Source organism: Actinomycetaceae bacterium MB13-C1-2, assembly GCA_035621235.1.
Lineage (GTDB): Bacteria > Actinomycetota > Actinomycetes > Actinomycetales > Actinomycetaceae > Scrofimicrobium.
The window spans coordinates 2,405,146-2,419,083 of record CP141731.1 but is presented as its reverse complement, the minus strand read 5'-3'; the positions used below and the strand labels follow the sequence as shown (position 1 = coordinate 2,419,083).

14 protein-coding genes and 2 pseudogenes are annotated in these 13,938 nt (G+C 55.1%); 11 read left to right on the top strand and 5 right to left on the bottom strand.

The window, feature by feature from the left end; translation table 11 throughout:
• Positions 1–327: 327 nt before the first annotated feature.
• Positions 328–1,848: a hypothetical protein gene (locus U6G28_10735; GenBank protein ID WRS29971.1), complete on the top strand. Its 1,521-nt coding sequence runs from the start codon at positions 328–330 to the stop codon at positions 1,846–1,848.
• Positions 1,845–2,726, top strand: coding sequence for a DNA adenine methylase (locus U6G28_10730; GenBank protein ID WRS29970.1), 882 nt, complete (start codon positions 1,845–1,847; stop codon positions 2,724–2,726). Before U6G28_10735 ends, U6G28_10730 begins: the two co-directional genes overlap by 4 nt.
• Before the next feature lie 34 nt (positions 2,727–2,760).
• Here U6G28_10730 and U6G28_10725 read toward each other — a convergent pair whose 3' ends face one another.
• A complete protein-coding gene (locus U6G28_10725) occupies positions 2,761–3,108 on the bottom strand; it encodes a helix-turn-helix domain-containing protein (protein WRS29969.1) in 348 nt (115 codons plus the stop codon).
• A gap of 735 nt (positions 3,109–3,843) precedes the next feature.
• On the opposite strand from U6G28_10725, the gene U6G28_10720 reads away from it, so the two are divergent.
• Both U6G28_10720 and U6G28_10715 read left to right on the top strand, forming a co-directional pair.
• A complete protein-coding gene (locus tag U6G28_10720; protein ID WRS29968.1) occupies positions 3,844–4,380 on the top strand; it encodes a GNAT family N-acetyltransferase in 537 nt (178 codons plus the stop codon).
• A gap of 41 nt (positions 4,381–4,421) precedes the next feature.
• Positions 4,422–4,889: pseudogene (locus U6G28_10715) on the top strand (methyltransferase).
• A 19-nt stretch (positions 4,890–4,908) separates the two neighbouring features.
• Here U6G28_10715 and U6G28_10710 read toward each other — a convergent pair.
• Positions 4,909–6,465, bottom strand: coding sequence for a recombinase family protein (locus U6G28_10710; GenBank protein ID WRS29967.1), 1,557 nt, complete (start codon positions 6,463–6,465; stop codon positions 4,909–4,911).
• Between U6G28_10710 and U6G28_10705 the strand changes: the two genes are divergently transcribed.
• Positions 6,452–6,640 carry a hypothetical protein gene (locus U6G28_10705; protein ID WRS29966.1) on the top strand — a complete coding sequence of 63 codons (189 nt, stop codon included), beginning with the start codon at positions 6,452–6,454 and terminating at the stop codon, positions 6,638–6,640. The two genes, U6G28_10710 and U6G28_10705, sit on opposite strands and share 14 nt — an antisense overlap.
• Before the next feature lie 139 nt (positions 6,641–6,779).
• Here the strand turns inward: U6G28_10705 and U6G28_10700 are convergent.
• A pseudogene (locus tag U6G28_10700) lies at positions 6,780–7,289 on the bottom strand (IS3 family transposase).
• A gap of 608 nt (positions 7,290–7,897) precedes the next feature.
• Between U6G28_10700 and U6G28_10695 the strand changes: the two are divergent.
• From U6G28_10695 to U6G28_10680, 4 genes are all read left to right on the top strand, one after another.
• Entirely contained in the window at positions 7,898–8,104 is a 207-nt protein-coding gene (locus U6G28_10695; GenBank protein ID WRS29965.1) for a hypothetical protein, read from the top strand.
• Positions 8,105–8,433: 329 nt separating this feature from the next.
• Positions 8,434–9,030, top strand: a complete 597-nt coding sequence (locus U6G28_10690; GenBank protein WRS29964.1) for a hypothetical protein — start codon at positions 8,434–8,436, stop codon at positions 9,028–9,030.
• A gap of 66 nt (positions 9,031–9,096) precedes the next feature.
• Positions 9,097–9,576, top strand: coding sequence for a hypothetical protein (locus U6G28_10685; GenBank protein ID WRS29963.1), 480 nt, complete (start codon positions 9,097–9,099; stop codon positions 9,574–9,576).
• A gap of 20 nt (positions 9,577–9,596) precedes the next feature.
• Positions 9,597–10,190 (top strand): MFS transporter, encoded by a 594-nt coding sequence (locus U6G28_10680; protein ID WRS29962.1) that lies wholly within the window; start codon positions 9,597–9,599, stop codon positions 10,188–10,190.
• An 82-nt stretch (positions 10,191–10,272) separates the two neighbouring features.
• On the opposite strand, the gene U6G28_10675 is transcribed toward U6G28_10680, so the two are convergent.
• Together U6G28_10675 and U6G28_10670 are read right to left on the bottom strand one after the other, a co-directional pair.
• A complete protein-coding gene (locus U6G28_10675) occupies positions 10,273–10,569 on the bottom strand; it encodes a DUF2249 domain-containing protein (GenBank protein ID WRS29961.1) in 297 nt (98 codons plus the stop codon).
• A 132-nt stretch (positions 10,570–10,701) separates the two neighbouring features.
• Positions 10,702–11,529 carry a Crp/Fnr family transcriptional regulator gene (locus tag U6G28_10670; GenBank protein ID WRS29960.1) on the bottom strand — a complete coding sequence of 276 codons (828 nt, stop codon included), beginning with the start codon at positions 11,527–11,529 and terminating at the stop codon, positions 10,702–10,704.
• A 155-nt stretch (positions 11,530–11,684) separates the two neighbouring features.
• On the opposite strand from U6G28_10670, the gene U6G28_10665 reads away from it, so the two are divergent.
• Complete coding sequence (locus tag U6G28_10665; protein WRS29959.1) at positions 11,685–11,918, top strand: heavy-metal-associated domain-containing protein; 234 nt, start codon at positions 11,685–11,687, stop codon at positions 11,916–11,918.
• A 56-nt stretch (positions 11,919–11,974) separates the two neighbouring features.
• Positions 11,975–13,933, top strand: a complete 1,959-nt coding sequence (locus U6G28_10660; GenBank protein ID WRS29958.1) for a heavy metal translocating P-type ATPase — start codon at positions 11,975–11,977, stop codon at positions 13,931–13,933.
• Positions 13,934–13,938 lie beyond the last annotated feature (5 nt).

Sequence of the window (13,938 nt, the reverse complement as noted above, 5' to 3'; positions counted from 1 at the left end):
GGAAGATGCGGGAAGATGCCAGAAGACAACGAAATCTTGACGGCTGACGAAGCTTCGGCTTTGCTGCGGGTGTCGACTAAGACAGTCCTTGCGCTTGCACGAGCAGGTACATTGCCTGGCGAAAAAGTAGGACGTGCTTGGCGTTTTTTGAAGAGTGACGTTTTGAGATACGTGAGTGGGTCAAGTGAGTCGAGGGGTGGAGTGGCGGATGATAAATAGATTCAGGTCGACTTTTCGACGCTACGACACCACAAACCTTTGCAGAATACCTCTCTGTTTTCAGCGTCCGATTCTACCCACCTTTACTCTCGGAAGAGGCTGCTGCTCATGTTAGACACTTCGACTTGGCCAATCGTTGAACTTGATGTGCTGAAAGACATACGTTTAGATCCGAAGAATGTTCGCCTCGAAATCGCTGATGCGAAAGTCGAGGCAGATATTATTGAAGACCTATTCGTCAATGAGGACGCTCTAGGACTTGTTGAAGGCATCTGCAAAATTGGGTATCTGACGCATGAAACGCCTGTAGTTCTTGATCGGCAAGGTAAGTACGTGATGGTCGAGGGGAATAGACGACTTGCCGCGCTTAAGTCAATTCAAAACCCTATGTTGGTGCCAGATTACCAAGCTCGAATTAGCGCTTTGGCAAAACAGTTACCTGATAGGTCGTCTCTGGCGAAAATTCGGGTCATGATTGCTCCTAGTCAAGACGAAGCGGACCAACTTATCGCTGCCATACATACTGGAAACTTAAGGCGAGCATGGACCCCCAGCAGGCAGGCAGCGTTTTTTCAAGCTCAGATCGACTCTGGCCGCACTCTGAATGAGCTGGTTTCTCGCTATCCGACGATTGACGTCACTAAGTTTGTTCGTCGCGCGTTATTCATTAACTTGTTCAAGTCCGTGCAATTTGACGATCCTGAGTTGCAAGACTTCTTGAATACTAAGAAGTGGGCTCGCGGACTTTCTACACTCGCGCGTATCTATGAGTCGAAAGAATTCGTTGAGCTGATTGGCCTGACAATGCAGTCAGATGGGACGCTCTCGAAAATAGTGTCCGACGAGGTTTTCAAAGAGGTGGCGACCGAAATTGTACGAGGCATGTTCGAAGAGAACATCAACACTCGAAGCCTGAATTCAGTAAAAAGTCCTCGATACACCCAATTAATGGCCGAATTGCGGCGAATAGTAGCATCAGCTCCAGATACCCAGCTCGCCGGTTCGTCTTCAGGAGATCCTGACCATACTGTCGGGGCTGGTGCCAACTTGGGTGTCGCGCCGAGTGGAGGGGACGGCAGCTCATCTGCGGCAAGAGCCACAGGTAGTGGATCGTCGCCTACCGCGAATACCTCCCGGACAAAGTCACCTGCGAGAAATTCACCGGTGAAGAAGAAAGCTAAACCCCGAAACTTAGATTTGGGTCAAGTAAAGGCCCCAGATGCCTACCCGGAAGCCTTAAAACTTCTCCTAGGAGAGCTGTCTGAAGTTGACGTGCAAAAGTTTCCGAATGTGACATTTCTGGCGATTCGAGCAGTCCTAGAAAAATCAATCAAGGCTTTCGCGGAATACAAAACGATCGACATAGGTAAAACTAAACACAACAATAAAGGTCGCGTGCAATTAGGTAACGCGTTGAGTTGGCTTCTCGACCACGTAAACACCAACGGTCCGAGTCATTTGAAGCAACCAATCAAGAGGGTCCAAACCGGCTTCCTTGTAACCTACACCTCGACCGCTGACTCGTTAAACGCTATAAATCACAATCATCATTTTAATGTTGACAGAGATCAAGCATTTGCGATGTGGTCGTCGATTGACTCAATCATGAGATATTTGATGAAACCATGAGCGTTGTAAATATTAGTGTGACGAGCAGGCGCCCCCGCATTTCCCCGCTACGTTACCCAGGCGGGAAGTCCGCCCTATATTCCCGACTGAGGAAACTCATTCGAGACATGGACATGGCGGGCTGTACTTACGTTGAGCCTTACGCCGGTGGAGTTGGGGCAGGTCTAAGCCTACTTGTTACAGGGCAAGTGGAGAAGGTCGTCATTAATGATCTCGATCCGGCGATTTACTCGTTCTGGCTGACGGTCAAGGAGCATCCAGAGTACTTGATCGAACAGATTCAAAGCGTCTCTTTAGACGTGAACGAATGGCGTAGACAACGCGAGATATATCGAGCCGTCGACACAAGCAATACCAAAGAATTGGGTTTCGCTACATTTTTCTTGAATCGAACTAATCGTTCGGGCATCCTCAACGGTGGCCCAATCGGTGGGCTGGAACAAACCGGAAATTATAAGATCGATGCTCGGTTCAATCGCGACGGTCTCACAGAGCGAATGCGAATTCTGGCACTTTACGCCGACAGTATCATCGCAACTAGACAAGACGGCAAAGATGTGATCGCCCAATTTGCAAGCCAGAATGATGCTTTTATATATGCCGACCCACCCTATTTCGAGAAGGCTGGCTCTCTCTATCTCAACGCTTTTACAGCAGAGGATCATGTTCACTTAGCGGAGATATTAAATAATTTCGCTACTAGTCGATGGATTTTAACCTACGATAACGCCCCTCAGGTCGCTGAACTATATGCCGAGCGACGTCGGAGAGAGTTCCAGTTGAATTACTCCGCTCACCGAGTCGTGAAGGCTACTGAAGTAGCAGTGTTATCTGACAGCCTTCCAGAGATTGGAGAAGGTTGGAAGATTGACGCATAACACTAGAAGCTCCTACTTTAGAGTGTTGAGTTATCTAGAAATATGCACTCATCTTTCGACGACCTTTGGGTCGAATTGTGCCCCCATTAGCTACCACTGCTGAGCGAACTGCTTCGTCGCCGATTCCCAACTGCGCTGCTACTTGACTGAGCGTGAGGCCCCCGGCGTAGAGGCGTGCCGCCTCACTTCGTAGCTGTTGTGAATGTTCCGGTGCTCTGCTCGGATGACCCGCTCGCCGAGCAATCTCTCGCACCGTCGCCCGATGGACGTTGAACCTTGTTGCCAGCTCCTGAACCGGTACCCCCTCGGCGTACCCAACGAGTAGTTCTTCACGATTCGAGGCACTCAAACGGGTTTGAGACTGACTCGAATTTTCACGCACTGGACCCCTAGAATCTGTCGTGTGAGGGGTACCAGTGCGCTGCCGCTGTGTCTTCGATCCCTTGAGGACACGCGAAATCAACGTTCTTCGCGGTTTGCTGGGGTTTGAGAAGTACCTACGAAGGCCCACCACTAGCAGACCCTTTTGGATACAATCCGTTTCCGGCTGATCGTCCAAACCTGACACCCGGTTTTCCGCGTGGTTCTACGGTTCTTGGTGTGCGGCCTGAGTGCGTGAGAACGAGCTGCCGCTTCCGTGACCGCCCAGAAACGTCCTCGGCAGCCTGATTTCGGTCGACCCGCGCCTCGCGCCTCTCAAAGTTGAATACAGGGTATATTCAAATCCTCGCGTGGAAGCGTCAGGGGGTTTCAACTTGGGTCCAGGTGTATTCAACTTCGGGCCGGGGGGTTGCAAACGACAAATCGACCCTGGTTGAAACAGGCATGCTGTCGTTCGCAGAGTTCTAAACAGTGGACGATGCGCTTGCGACCATGGCACTTCGGATCACCCTCACCGGGCTGCGGTAGGTCTTCGCGAGACCTTGCTCGCTTCAGGTGGCCGACCGGTCAGACTCTCGGTTCGTCTTTGAACCGAATCGTAACCGTGCCGTCCGTGCTTATCTCAGCTTCCTTAACGAGCACGTTCCACGCTTGGGGCATGTAGTCCAGGGGCGGCTGGGTTTGTAGGTGGTCGTGGACTTGGTGAGCTAGGCGCCTACGGGTCTCCAGGTCCTGGATGGCCCGCAACTTTGATGCGTTGGGCGCCTATCAAGGTGCGTCTCTGGGGACGAGGGATGTTGGGCCATGTAAGCTGTTAGCTATGTTTTCTCTTCGCCCACGTATGTTCGCTGACTGCGAGGTTATGGTCAGTTGGGTGGCCGATGCAGAGGATCTTTACTTATTTACCGGTCCAAGGTTGAGTTGGCCCCTGACTCCCGACAAGCTTTATACGATGGAGGAACCAGGTCTGAGTCCCTGGATGCTCGTTGAAGAAGGTGCGGACAGCCCGCGCGGCCATTTCGACCTTGCGATAGACGGCAAGGTCGCCCGAATCGGTCGAGTGCTTATTGACCCAGCACATCGAGGGCGTGGTTTGGCACATGTATTAGTTGGGTTGGCAATCAACCAGGCAAAACTGCTTGGTGCCTCTGCAATGGAGTTGAACGTCGTTGCTGACAACGAGCCAGCTATTCACACTTACACGTGTGCGGGATTTACCGGGGTACCACACCCGGAGCGCCCAAACATCACCGTGATGCGTCTGCCTTTGTGATGGGCGACATCCACCAGTAAGTGCGCTGCTAGCCGCTTCTCGACCTTGTTTACACCTCGCTTGGGGTTCTGTGTTGGCTACCCGATATCGACAGCTGGGCCAAAACAGTGGCATCGCTAATGAAAACGGGAGGTACCTTCTTCATCCGCGACGATCACCCGATGTTCATGAGTATCGGAGAAGACGTGTCTGCTGGGCTACAGGTCGAGCAGCCTTACTTCGAAAGGTCCGATCCCATGACCTGGGACGATGACGGCAGCCACGTTGACGCCCCCGACGCTCCCCGCATTGCACACACGACCAATCATCAGTGGAATCATTCGCTCGGAGAGATTGTCACTGCTTTGATCAAGGCAGGTTTGACGATAGAGGAATTTGAGGAGACTCCGTTTTCAGCATGGTGTCCATGGCACGATCTCATGGTTCAGATGCCTGACGGCAGGTGGCAACTAAGAGATAACCCGGAGCGCATGCCCTTCCAGTTCGCAATCACGGCACGCAAGAACTAAACAGACGAGGCCGGGCCACTCACCCCGCCGGTTCATCCTTGAAGCAGATCGTTATCGTGCCGTCCGCGCTGACCACGGCTTCTTCGACGAGGGTGTTCCACGCTTCCGGTGTGTAGGCCAGGGGTGGCTGGGTTTGTAGATAGTCGCGGACTTGGTGGGCTTGATGTCTGCGGGTCTCTCGGTTCTTGATGGCCTCGGTGGTCTTGATGCGTTTAGCGTCTGCCTTCTGGTACTTGCGCTCGAGGTCGGCGTAGTCGGCGTCGTATCGGTCGGGGTCCACGCCCTCGCGTGCGCCTGCCGTGACTAGGGTGTTCATTCGGGCGATCAGCCCCTCAGCCTGCTCGTCGAGGGCGGCGAGTTCTGCGCGGAGTTTGTCGGTGTCGAACGCACCATCGACGGTTGCCAGCAGGTCGTCAGCGACCGGTAGCTGTTGGAGCTTTTCCGCTAGTGCCGCGACGAACGCCTCCTCGATCTGGGCCTCATAGATGTGGGGGGTGGTGCAGCCGGTCTTGTTGCCTTCGTATTTGTTGTTGCACCTCCAGATGTGGCGGGCGTATTTGCTGGTGGAGTGCCAGGTTTTGCGCCCGAACCATCCGCCGCACTGGGCGCACCGGATGCGAGCTGCGAAGGGGTGGTCGGTGCGGACGCTGGGGTGTTTGCGCCGTTCGGTCTCTGTCTGGACTTGTTCCCACACGGCCGGGTCGATGATCGCCTGGTGGTTACCGGTGACGTAGTACTGGGGTACTTCGCCTTCGTTGATCTTGGTTTTCTTGGTCAGGAAATCAACAGTGAAAGCCTTCTGCAAGAGCGCGTCGCCCTTGTATTTTTCATTGGCAAGGATTGAGCGGATCGTCGTGGTGGTCCACTTAGTTTTACCTCGAGGTGTGGGGATGCCTTCGGCGGTGAGTTCGCGCGCGATTCTCGCGGGCGCGTGACCGGAGAGGTAGTCGGCGTAGATGCGCCGCACCACGACGGCTTGCTCGTCATCAACGGCTAGACCTCCATCAGTGCCTTTCTTGTATCCGAGCAGGGAGGAGTATGGGACCATGACTCTTCCGTCCGCGAAGGCTCGGCGGTGTCCCCAGGTGACGTTCTCACTGATTGACCGGGATTCTTCCTGGGCGAGGCTGCTCATGATGGTGATGAGCAGTTCGCCTTTGGAGTCAAAGGTCCAGATGTTTTCCTTCTCGAAGAACACTTCGACGCCTGCGTCTTTGAGGTTTCGCACGGTGGTGAGGGAATCGACTGTGTTGCGGGCGAAGCGAGAGACGCTCTTCGTGACGATCAGGTCAATCCCGCCGCCCAGGGCGTCACCCACCATGCTTTGAAAGCCGCTGCGTTTAGCGGTGCTGGTCCCACTGATACCTTCATCGGTGTAGATTCCCGCTAGTTCCCACCCGTCATGGTTCTGAATGTAGTTGGTGTAGTAGGCGACTTGGGCGGCGTAGGAACCGGCCTGTTCTTCCATATCGGTCGAAACTCTGGCGTAGCCCGCGACCCTCTTGGTCGTCTTGGTGACTGCTGCGGACTGGGTGCGCAGTTGGCGCGTTGCGGGGATGGTGGTGACTTTAGGCATTAGTGACCATCCCTTTGGCGTAGGCGAAGCGTCTGGAAGCGCCATTGTTCAAGGTGATGGCTACTTCCCCACCGGGACTGACTCGTATGGTCTCGACCTTGTTGATGATGGCTTCTTCGTCCCATACGGTCAGGTTCAGGGCGCGCTGGCACATGGTTTTGATGGCTTCTTCTAATATTTGGGGCGCCCTACAGGGGTTGCCTTTCCCTTGGGTGGCAGTCCAGCACCACCAGAAGCGGTGCTTCGTGCCGTTGCGGTTTTGTTTGGTGCGCCGGTGGTAAGGGACTGGTGCATGGTTTGGTGACAGTTCCTAGTCACGCTGCGAGGTGGGCAGCTGTGTTCATGATTGTTTCGTATTCGTGTGGTGTCAATTTCCCGAGTGTTGCCTGGCGGCGACGCCGGTGGTAAGTTCGCTCGATCCACCAAACGATTGCGGCTCTGAGCTGCTCTCGGCTGGTCCAGGGGCCCTGGTTGAGCACGTTCTTTTGCAATAGAGCAAAGAATGATTCCATAGCCGCATTGTCTCCGGCAGCCCCCACGCGACCCATAGATCCGGTCAGGTGGTGTTTACGCAGAGCCCGACAAAACTTGCGGCTTCGAAATTGGCTGCCTCTATCGGAATGGACAATACACCCGGCGGCACCGCCGCGGGTAAGGATGGCGTTGTTCAAGGCCGTGACCGCAAGAGAAGCCTTCATTCTTGGCCCGATAGAGTAGCCGACAATTCGGTTAGAAAAAGCGTCCTTGACCGCACACATGTAGAGCTTGCCTTCCCGCGTGGGATGCTCGGTAATATGGTTGGATATTCGCGGGTGATCTGGGGCATGTGTCTATACGGCGAAATCGAACGGGCAGCGCATGCGACGGCATTGATGAAAAAGCCTGCTCAGCAAGCATGGGAATTAGCGGAAGACTATTTCGCGTTTTCCGTTTACGCGGTGAAGTATGTTGCTGAGCGCAGTGAGGATATTGCCTCGCAGGAATTGGTAGCCCCAGTAGTCGCAGAATTGCGTAGCCTCGAAAAGGAAAGGCTTTTCGGCAAAGACCAACTGGCATTAAGTGAATACTTCAAAGATCCTTTCTCTCATCTTCAGGACTATCGGGGGCTACATGGTGAAAAGGATGTGTTGTTGGCAGCTATTGATGATCTGGCAGTCCTGGTATCAATGTGGGCATACGGATCAGATAGTTGGACAAAGAACAGATTGATGACGCTTTCGACTCCATCCGTACCAATATCTTCCGTCTCCCCTCGTGCCACCCGCACCGTTGGCGACGGCAATGTGTCTGAAATTGTCGATTGTGTGAAAAGGATGGAGGTCTCAATGGCATAGTTTCTTGTACTTGGTACCGGAGGAATACCGTTACTGGGTGCTGGGTAGTGGGGTGAATGCATTTGCCCGTTTGGAGCATAACGAGTGGGAGGTATCGTGTGAATAGTTCTATGACGGTCATGGTGGATCAGTTTGAAAATGAGCAGACGGGGGAGATGGTTGAGGGGGTGACGATTATCGTTGATGGTGTATTGAAGCAGTTTTTGGATGTTGTGCGTTCTCGTAGTTCTGCTTATCCGGATAATGCCACGTTGATTCAGGATGCACTTTTCCGAGGTCTGGATGACATCAAAGATGGCCTGTAGGGCAAGGCATTCACGAAGGAGACAAATTGAGAAAGCTTTTGAACTTCTCGTGGACGGGCGTGTCGAGAAAATAGATTGGATGTTCTATCGAAGTCCTGTGACAGGAAAGGGGGGCGACTGGTCCCTCACGTGAGCATTTGGATCGGCGAGGAATCGGGGTGATCGAGGTGCCAGGTGCGGGGGTGCTGTAATGGCTGATTGGGATCGGTTCGAAGTTTTCGCGCCTCGCGATCTGGCGCGTGTGGGGGAGGTGAGTGGACGCCAGGCGCGGGCTCTGTTTCGGATGCGGATGGGCTTGTTGAATGAGCGCATTAACGAGTTAAAGGGGTTTGTGGCTCGTAACGGGTTCGTTTTGGATGGGCCTGCGGATTCAAGAGTGTTCCCAGCAAATACCCGGACTCAAGGTCCAGGGGGAGCCGGTTGGTCCTGCCCTCGCGCTGGTTGCAGATACGTCGGTGCCCCGCGACCAGCAGGTTGATCCGCACCATCTAGCAGACGAAATGGCTCGGTTACGTTTCAAAATCCAGCACCAGCCGGGCCACATCCAGAGTGACGGGGTCAAGATTCCTCACAGTGCCTACCTGACGATAACCCCGGTGACGGAAGCGACTCTCCCGGAGTTTTGTGCGGCTCTAGAAGCGGGCGCAGCAGCTGTTCGAGGACAGGCGCGCCCCAAGGTGGAGCTGCAACTTCGGCTGTTACGCCTGCTTGGTTACGGAAGGAGAAACCGGGTCCCAACACCTGAAATGGCATGGCGGATTCTGAGATTTGCGGGGGCGGGAGGCGAAAGCCTGCCCGGTAATATGGCGCCCCTTATGGCTCTTGTTGAAAGGCTGCCCGGGCCGGTAGCAGAAGTTTTACTGAGTGAACTTCTGGCGAGGGTCAGCGAGCCCGGAACGGCGACCTCGCAGGTCGCTGGCGCTTGAAGACAGAGTAGACTGCCAAACCGTAACTCCTTTCTGTTCAAGGCAACCGGAAAACAGGCGCATTCTATGTCAGCTAAACCGGCCGTAATGAAACCCACTCGACGTACTGGTGCGCCGACTTCTGGCGGTCCCCGCAAAGATATTTCAACGCTGCAAAAGCACACCGTCGCGGTGCTGATCATCTCGCAGATCTTCGGAACTGCCGGGGTGGGGGTGGCCCCCTCGATTGGGATTCTTATTGCGGGGGATGTGACAAACAGTGAAGCCTGGGCGGGCTCGGCGGTCAGTTTACAGTCGCGGTTTGCCGCAACCGACCTGGCCACCCCGGAAAACAAGGCGCGGTCATTATCGTTCGTGGTGTGGGTGTCAACCATTGGGATGGTGCTTGGACCAAACCTGGGGGCCGTTGGTGAAGTGCTTGGAGAAGCCATTGGGCTCACCACCTACGCGGCAACGTTTTTACTCGCCGTAGTCTTAGCGCTGGTTGCCGCGCTGATTGTCAGCGCATTTCTGCGCCCGACCCGCTCCTTGTCTCAAGGGAACTAGAGCCTGAAAGCGAAGAGGTTGTGCTCACAAGAAAGCGCGGCGCAATCCGAGGCATTATTGCTGAGATGAGGGAGAATCGTCCCGCTCGCATCGCCGTGATCGCAATTATTTGGGCGCAGATCGTCATGGTTTCCATCATGACGATGACCCCGGTTCACGTGGTAAACGAGGGCGGTACAGTCACCCTGGTTGGCATAGTGATTAGCTTTCACGTGCTGGGAATGTTTGCGCTTGCCTCCGTGGTTGGGATGCTGACCGACAGGTACGGCAACCGCTTTACCATCGCTGTTGGGGGTACCATTTTGCTGGTGTCACTACTGCTTGGAATCTTCCTCCCCGATGACATGGGGTGGGTGACGGTCTCATTGGTTTTACTGGGTGTGGGGTGGTCGTTTGTGAACGTGTCGGCCTCCGCACTTTTCACCGAGGTTATTACTTCCGGAGATCGGGCTTCTTTGCAAGGTGGGGCGGATGCGCTCTCCAACCTGTTTGGGGCAACGGCTACTTTTGCTTCCGGACCGCTGATGGCTGTCACCAGTTTTTCGATCCTGTCTCTGTTTGGGGTGGTGCTTTTGGTACCCCTGGGCTTTGTGCTGCTGCGCCCAATTCGGTGAGTATAAAAATGCACCTGCTCCGACGGGCATTTCGCACCGGTGCTAAATGCCCGTCGAAGCAGGTCGACGCATTATTTACGAGTTACGCAAGAGTGAACTGGATGCGCCACTGCTGCGGTCCACGCTCAAGGTACTCCATGTTGTATTTGCCGGGATGACGCTGCCCCAGTTGTTGCAGGAGGGGGATGGGGTCATGGGTGGCACGAATAATAAGTCCGCGTCCGGGTTGGATTGCTTCCAGTGCGCCGAAAATGGTCGCGTGTCGCACCTCGCCTGGGATCTGCTGCACGTCGAGTTCTGGGAACTCCACGGGGTGATGTCCGCAAGCGCAGCCGCTGTCGCCGGGCTTTTCAGTCAGTTCAATGTTCTCCTGAGCCATGGTATTTAATACTCCTAAAAATGGTAGAGCGTGCTCCAGAGCACGCTCTACCATGACACCATTTCGTCAATAACTGAACCCTTGACCTGCAAAGACTGTAATTACGGGAATTTGGGCTCTCCGATACGGTCCCTAGTCGGAAAGAGGGGGGAGGACCGCTTGAGTCGCATCAGTGAGTGCTTCTGGATTCAGCAAAATCGTCCAACGCCGCCCCGAATCAACCACGTTTTGCTTTTTGAACTGGCTCATGACGCGCGAAACAGATTCCGGGGTGGAGCGTGCCAGCCCTGCAAGATCGGCGCGCGACAGGGGAACATTCAAAAGGATGCCCTCAGCGGTTTGCTCACCCAACTTATCTGCCAAACGCAGCAGCGTGGTTGCCACCCGCTGTTTCACAGTATTCGTGGACTGGTCGCCAATATCCTGCTGGGCTCGCCGCAGTCGGCCCGCAACATCGTCCAGTACTTTCAGTGCCACCTTTGGATGCTGTTCGAGGATTTGTCGAAAATCGTGTTGCCCGATCCGCAAAATACAGCAGGGAACAAGGGTGACGGCCGATTGCAGGTGCGTTCGCTGCCCCAGTGCCCCCATCGCGCCAAATAGATTACCCGGGACCAAAATGTCGGTGAGGGTGGCGGTGCCGTCGGCGGAGACCTGGGATAACTTGACCCGGCCCTCGGCAATCACAAAAAGTTCGTTGGCCTCATCACCGGCATTGTAGATGTGTTCGTTTGGTGCGTATACGCGCGTGTTCATGCGGGTGCTGATTTCACGTAGCTCCGATGTGTCAAGCCCCTGGAAGTAGGGGGCCTGCCCTAGAACTCGTAGGCGCACCGGTTCGGGACACTCGTGTGGTAAAACTACTTCGCGAAGGGGGATTGTGCGCCGGCCCTTAGGGGGAACAAAGCTATTGGCGTTAAGAGGAGGATGGTTGAGCTGCCCTTGGTCATCCTGTGTCATCTGCTTTCGCCTCCTAACAATGCCGCACTTAAATATCCTGCACTTAATTGACGCTGATCATTCTGCCAGGCTCAGGCCCCTTTTAGTCTGAGGTTATTCAGGTAGAAGAAACAAAGCCACCCCCAAACTACGGGTGCGGCGTGAAAGGAAGAAAAATGTCAACTACTAACCCCACTCACACAATTTTCCGTTCCGAAGGTTTCAGCTGTCCCTCCTGCGTTGCCAAAATTGAAAAGCAGGTTGGCGACCTCGACGGAGTCTCCGGGGTTGAGGTGAAGTTTGCTTCGGGCCGCGTTGAAGTTGACCACAACCCCCAGGTTGTCACCGCTGACTCAATCGCCTCAATCATCACGAAGGCGGGTTACCCGACCAAGGTCTCCGCGTTCTAAGAGGCAGAGGTTTTAGGAAACGATAGGTGACAGCCGAGAAATTAGAAAAGGACTGAATGAATCCCCTCGTTCGTTCAAGACGCAGCCCGTGGACGATCTCGGCCTGCTCTGGAACCCTGATTGTGATTTCCGCAATCGTTTCTTTCGTGTACGGGGTCAACCCGTTTGGGGCGAACCACCACGGCGCGTTTGATTTCACCAAACCGGGGCCGCTGCTGGTAGCGGATGCCCTAATGATCGCTGCGGCGCTGGTTGCGGGTATTCCGATCGCGGTGAAAGCAGTGCGGGCGTTGCTTGTAAAAGTTGTGGCAATCGACCTGCTGGTTATAATCGCCGCGGTTGGGGCACTGGTTATTGGCGAGTACTGGGAGTCGGCAGCCGTGACATTCCTGTTCGCCTTTGGACACGCACTTGAAGTGCGAACCATGAACAAGACGAGGGGAGCCCTGGCCGCCCTCGTTGCGGTAGCACCCGATACCGCAATTGTCATGCGCGATGGCGACCAGGTCGAAATCTCTGCGGGAGCCGTAGCGCTTGGGGAAATTGTGCTGGTAAAAACTGGGGCGAAGACTCCCGTTGACGGCATTGTGGTCGGGGGATCGGGAAGCTTAGATGAAGCCTCGATTACCGGTGAGTCACTTCCCGTTGAGAAAGCGGTGGGGGATCGGGTGTTTGCGGGATCGATTTCCCGCAGCGGACTTCTTCAAGTCGAGGCAACCGGCGTGGGGGCGGACACCACCCTGGCGCGCATCATCCACCGGGTTGAGGAAGCGCAGGACGCCAAGGCTGCAACACAGTCTTTCATGGAGCGTTTCTCGCGCTGGTACACCCCCGGCATCATTGTCCTTGCACTGGTAGCGGGGCTTTTGACCCGCGATGTGGTTCTTGGGCTCACCCTGCTCGTAATTGGCTGTCCAGGCGCCCTGGTTATTTCAATCCCCGTTGCAGTTGTTGCGGGGATTGGTCGCGGCGCCCGTGACGGCATCTTGATTAAAGGCGGGGAGTACCTCGAAACCAGCGCTAAAATCAACGCTGTCACACTTGATAAAACCGGGACGCTGACGTGGGGTACCCCCCGCCTCACCGACGTGGTGCCCCTGGCAGAAAATACCTCTCGTGAGGATGTGCTCCGCTGGGCAGCCCGCGCCGAAGTTGGCTCTGAGCACCCCCTCGCCAAACCTATTGTTGATGGCGCCGCAGCGGAAGGCTTTGCAGTGAAAGAGCTGCCTGAAGAGGTGGAAGTCGTTGCCGGTAAGGGCGTTGTCGCCCTGGTTGATGGCCACAGAGTCGCGGTGGGTAATTTGGCGCTTATGAGCGCACTCGTGACGTCAGGTTCTGGTTCGGACAGTGAAGCCGCGTCGGAAAATGCGCAGCTAACATCGACAATGGACTCATTGGCCAAAGCGGGACGCACGCCCATGGCCGTGAGTTTAGATGGAATACCCCTTGGTGTAATCGCCGTGGCGGACCAGATCCGGCCCGACGCCCCCAGAATGGTCGGTTGGCTGCATAGCGTTGGTGTAATAGACGTTGTCATGCTGACGGGGGATAACGCGAGGGTCGCGCAGGCGGTCGCGGGTCAGGTTGGTCTGGATGAAGTACGCGCAGGGATGCTGCCGGAACAAAAACTCGAAGCGGTCGTGGAGCTACAAGAAAAGGGCTACACCGTGGCGATGGTTGGTGACGGGGTGAACGACGCTCCCGCACTGGCTGCAGCAAACGTTGGAATTGCAATGGGAGCCGCGGGAACAGCCGTCGCGATTGAAACAGCTGATATAGCGCTTATGAACGACGACCTCATGAAGTTACCGCGGGCCATTTCGCTTGCAAAACGCACCGTTTCTGTCATGCGTCAAAATATTGCCATTGCGCTGATCACCGTCATTGTGCTGCTGACGGGGGTGTTCCTGGGTGAAGTCACCATGGCGCTCGGGATGCTTGTGCACGAAGGCTCTGTGCTGCTAGTCATTGTGAACGCAATGCGACTTATGCGGCCAAAGCGCTTTCGCGAGTAACCTGA